Raw genomic sequence first — 439 nt, 5'->3', positions numbered from 1 at the left:
CGAGAGCGATGAGTATATTTGAATATGATCAGGAGAGGCATATGCAGCAGGAGCGTGAGGCCGGGATTGAGAAAGGCCGGCGTATCGGGCTTGCAGAGGGTGAAGAGCAACTGCTGCGCAGACTGGTGCAGAAGAATCTGTCCAGAGGAATGAGCATCTCAGAGATTGCGGAAGTTTTGGATGAGACAGAGGAGCGGATCCGGGAGATTGCTTTAGAAGATCCGGGAGAGCAGGCGGAATAGGAAGAGGATTTTGGTTACAGGTCATTGTATCTATTTATGAGATACAGTGACCTTTTTTCTGGCATTTTCTCCCCGCCTGTGCTATCATATGTAAGCGCTTTATATTCACCCGGATAGCAAATCCGCAACTTTTGTGAGATACTTCAGATACTTGGAGTAATTCACTTCATATCTGGTTCTCAGAGTGTTACAAAAGC

General features: G+C 46.9%; 1 pseudogene. It reads left to right on the top strand.

Annotation, left to right across the window (positions count from 1 at the left end):
• Positions 1 to 242: pseudogene (locus H6A13_RS13125) on the top strand (hypothetical protein); the annotation flags it as partial.
• Positions 243 to 439 lie beyond the last annotated feature (197 nt).

Origin of the sequence: Mordavella massiliensis (assembly GCF_016902415.1) — a bacterium.
Classification (GTDB): Bacteria; Bacillota; Clostridia; order Lachnospirales; family Lachnospiraceae; genus Merdimonas; species Merdimonas faecigallinarum.
Note: the sequence above shows the minus strand (reverse complement) of the source record. Positions and strands in the feature narration are given on the sequence as shown.